The organism is Roseomonas sp. TS2 (assembly GCF_058833935.1).
Window position 1 is genome coordinate 1 of sequence record NZ_JCACVY010000284.1, and the last position, 3,811, is coordinate 3,811.

At 74.0% G+C, this 3,811-nt stretch carries 4 protein-coding genes; 1 reads left to right on the forward strand and 3 read right to left on the reverse strand.

Translation table 11 applies throughout. The annotated features are described in order from the left end of the window. Together ACZJYS_RS23335 and ACZJYS_RS23340 are read right to left on the reverse strand one after the other, a co-directional pair. A partial coding sequence (locus ACZJYS_RS23335) for a pseudouridine synthase family protein (protein ID WP_493180508.1) occupies nucleotides 1-530 on the reverse strand: 530 nt, incomplete at its 3' end. A gap of 92 nt (nucleotides 531-622) precedes the next feature. Beyond that, on the reverse strand, nucleotides 623-1,492 hold the full coding sequence (locus ACZJYS_RS23340) for a branched-chain amino acid aminotransferase (protein WP_109515887.1): 870 nt from the start codon (nucleotides 1,490-1,492) through the stop codon (nucleotides 623-625). Nucleotides 1,493-1,663: 171 nt separating this feature from the next. Here ACZJYS_RS23340 and ACZJYS_RS23345 point away from each other — a divergent pair, with 171 nt between their 5' ends. After that, the gene (locus ACZJYS_RS23345; RefSeq protein WP_493180509.1) at nucleotides 1,664-2,683 is read left to right on the forward strand and encodes an Ldh family oxidoreductase; all 1,020 of its coding nucleotides are present in this window, start codon (nucleotides 1,664-1,666) and stop codon (nucleotides 2,681-2,683) included. 44 nt (nucleotides 2,684-2,727) lie between these two features. Here ACZJYS_RS23345 and cuyA read toward each other — a convergent pair whose 3' ends face one another. Next, nucleotides 2,728-3,747, reverse strand: a complete 1,020-nt coding sequence (cuyA, locus tag ACZJYS_RS23350) for a D-cysteate sulfo-lyase (RefSeq protein WP_493180510.1) — start codon at nucleotides 3,745-3,747, stop codon at nucleotides 2,728-2,730. Nucleotides 3,748-3,811 lie beyond the last annotated feature (64 nt).

Consider the following 3,811-nt stretch of genomic DNA (forward strand, 5'->3'; position numbering starts at 1 on the left):
CCCGTGCTCGGTGGGGCGCGGGATGAAGGCGCTGCGGTGCCATAGAAGGGGTCGCCCAGCATCGGCCAGCCCCGGGCGGCGCAATGCACGCGAAGCTGATGGGTGCGGCCCGTCTCGGGGCGCAGCTCGAGCCAGGCGAGGCCGCCCGCTGGACCTGGGGCCCGGCCCTTCACCCGCCAGCGGGTCAGCGCCGGCTGGCCCTCGGGGTGCGCCTCCATCCGCCAGCCGGCGGCGGCGCTGCTCACCTTGCGCAGCGGCAGGTCGATGCGGCCCGATTGCGCCGCCGGGCCGCCCAGCACGATGGCCCAGTAGGTTTTCCGCGCGCGGCCCCCGGCGAAAAGGGCGCCCAGCTCGGCCAAAGCCGGTTTGGTGCGGCCGAGCACGAGGCAGCCGGCGGTGTCGGTGTCCAGGCGGTGCGCGGGCTGGGGGGGGCGCTTCTTGCCCAGCGCCAGGGCGGGCAGGAAATCCTCCAGGCTCGGCCCGCCGCGCGGGCCGGCATGGACGGGCAGGCCGGCGGGCTTGTCGATCACCAGCACCGCATCGGTCTGCGCCAGCAGTCTGAGAGGGGTGCCGCCCCTCTCAGACTCTCCCCGCCAAGAACCTGAGGTTCTTGGATCTCCCATCAGGCGGCGTGGGCGGGAACCCGCTGCGTGCTCTCGGCCCAGGCGAAGTACAGCGCGCGCGCCTTCTGCGCGACGGGGCCGATCGGCAGGGCGCGGCCCTCGAAATTGGTGCAGTACTGCACCTTGCCGAAATTGCCGGTGGCGAAGATCTCGTCCGCCTCGCGCAGCATCTGCGGAGTGATGATGCACTCGCGCGCCTCGATGCCGGCCTCGCGCAGCAGCCCCAGCACGCGGGAGCGGGTGATGCCGGCGAGGTAGGTGCCGTTGGCGATGGCGGTCATCACCACGCCATCCTTCACCATCATCAGGTTGGAGGTGGCGAACTCGGCCACATTGCCCTCGTGGTCGCACACCACGGCGTTCTCGAAGCCCTTCTGGCGCGCGTAGTTCGCGGCGCGGGAGGAGTTCGGGTAGAGGCAGGAGGCCTTGGCGTCGGTCGGCGCCATGTCGGCCGCGGCGCGGCGGAAGGGCGCCATGCAGGCGGAGAAGCCGCGGCTCGCATCCGGCATCGGCGCGTCATAGATCGCCAGGATGAACTCGGTGCTCTCCGGGTCCGGCTGCGCGGCGCCGATGCCGCGGCGGATGAAGAATTGCGGGCGGATGTAGAGCTCCGCATCGGCCGGCATCATCGCCACGCCCTCGCGGCACAGCGCCTCGATCTGCTGCGCCGTCATGGTCGGCTTCATCAGCATCGCCTCGGCGCTGCGGATGACGCGCTGGCAGTGCAGGTCGAGATCCGGCACCAGGCCGCGAATCGCCCGCGCGCCGTCGAACACCACCGAGCCCAGCCAGAAGGCATGGTCCATCGGGCCGAGCACCTTCGGCTCCTCGGTCATCCACTTGCCGTCGTGCCAAAAGACGCCCGCCATGGAACTGGTCCTTGTTGCTTGCAGGAAGAGGCCGGGAAGACTGCCACGGGCGGCACGCCAGGAGAAGGGCGCCAGAACGCCGGACAAACACCGGAGAAACGCCGGACGGATGCTGGACGGGGCGCGGCCGCCATGCTGCAACCGCGCCCTCACAGCCGAGAACGTTCTCAGATGCCGCGCCTGACCCTCGCCGAAGCCCATGCCCTCGCCACCGCCGCGCTGCGTGGCGCGGGGGCCAGCCCAGGCATGGCCGCCAGCACCGCCCGCGCCCTGGTGGCGGCCGAGGCGGCGGGGCAGGGCGGGCACGGCCTCTCCCGCGTGCCGCACTATGCCGGCTTCCTGCGCCAGGGCCGGGCCGATGGCGCGGCGGAGCCGGTGCTGCGCGCGGCGCGCGGCGGCACGGCGCTGATCGACGCGCGGGACGGCCTCGCCTTCCCGGCGCTGGAGCTGGCGGTGGCCGAGGGCGCGGCGCGCGCCCGGGCGCAGGGCGTGGCCTGCATCGGCATCACCAACAGCCACCATTCCGGCGCCATGGGGCTGCCGGTGCGGGCGCTGGCGGAACAGGGGCTGGTGGCGCTGGCCTTCACCAACTCCCCGGCGGCCATGCCGGTGGCGGGCGGGCGCCGCCCGCTGCTCGGCACCAACCCGGTGGCCGCCGCCTTCCCGCGCCGCGGCGCGCCGCCGCTGGTGATCGACCTCGCCCTCTCCGCCGTGGCGCGCGGGCGCATCGCCCAGGCCGCCCAGGCCGGCGCGCCCATCCCCGAGGGCTGGGCGCTGGACGCGGCGGGCCACCCCACCACCGATGCCCGTGCCGCCCTGGACGGCGCCATGCTGCCCCTGGGCGGCCCCAAGGGGGCGCTGCTGGCGATGGTGGTGGAGCTGCTCTGCGTCGCCCTCACCGGCGCCGCCTTCGGCTTCGAGGCGGACAGCTTCTTCGCGCCCGAGGGCAACCGGCCGCGGCTGGGGCAGGCGCTGCTGGTGGTGGACCCGGGCGCCCTGGCCGGCCAGGCGGCGTTCCTGGAGCGGGTGGAGGCGCTGGTCTCGGCCATGCTGGCCGAGGACGGGGTGCGCCTGCCGGGCGCGCGGCGCGACGACCTGGCGGCAGCCGCCGCGCGGGAGGGGATCGAGCTGCCGGCGGCGCTGCTGGAGACGCTGCGGGCGCTGGCGGGCGAGCTGCGCGCCGCCGCCTGAGGCAGGGGCGGGGGAGGCGTGCCGGCCTCCCCCGCGATCAGTTGTCAGTCGGCGCTCACGCCGAAGGCGTCGGGGTAGCCGAACAGGCCGACGGCGCCGCCGGTGTGCAGGAACACCACGTTCTCGTCCTTGCCGAAATGGCCCTTGCGGACCAGGTCGATCAGCCCGGCCATGCCCTTCCCGGAATAGACGGGGTCGAGCAGGATGCCTTCCTGCTCGGCCAGCAGCTTCACCGCCGCCACCATGCCCTCGGTGGGGATGCCGTAGCCCTGGCCGACATAGTCGCAATTCGCCACCACGTGCTCGGGCCTGACGATGCCCTCCAGCCCGAGATGCGCGGCGGTGCGCTGGGCCAGCGCCAGCACGTTGGCCTCCTGCTTCTCGCGCGGCGCCCGCACGCCGATGCCGAGCACGGGAATGCCGGCGTTCAGCGCCACCAGCCCGGCCACCAGCCCCGCCTGGGTGCCGGCGCTGCCCGTGGCGTGCACCACATGGTCGATCCGCAGCCCCATCTCGGCCGCCTGGTTCACCAGCTCCAGCGCGGCGTTGACATAGCCGAGCGCCCCCACCGGGTTGGAGCCGCCGCCGGGGATGACATAGGGCTTGCGGCCCTGGGCGCGCAGCTCGGCGGCCAGCGCCTCCATCTCGGCCGCCATGTCCGTGCCGCCGGGGCGGCGGGAGACGGTGGCGCCGTGCAGCTTGTCCATCAGCACGTTGGCCGACTGGGTGTAGGCGGCATCGGCGTAGCCGGTGCGGTCCTCCAGCAGGATGTGGCAGGCGAAGCCGAGCTTGGCCGCCGCCGCCGCCGTCTGCCGCGCGTGGTTGGACTGCGTGGCGCCCTGGGTGATGACCGTGTCGGCGCCCTGGGCGCGCGCCTCGGCCATCAGGAATTCCAGCTTGCGGGTCTTGTTGCCGCCGGTGGAGAGGCCGGTGCAGTCGTCGCGCTTGATCCAGAGCTTCGGGCCGCCCCCGGGGCCGGACAGGTGGCGGGTGAGGTTCTCCATCGGCTCCAGCGGCGTCGGCATGTGGCCGAGGCGGATGCGCGGGAAGCGGGCCAGGTTCATGGGCGGTCTCCTCTGTCGGCCGGATGGCCGGGCTTGATTGGCGCGCAGCCTAGGCCGCTCTGCC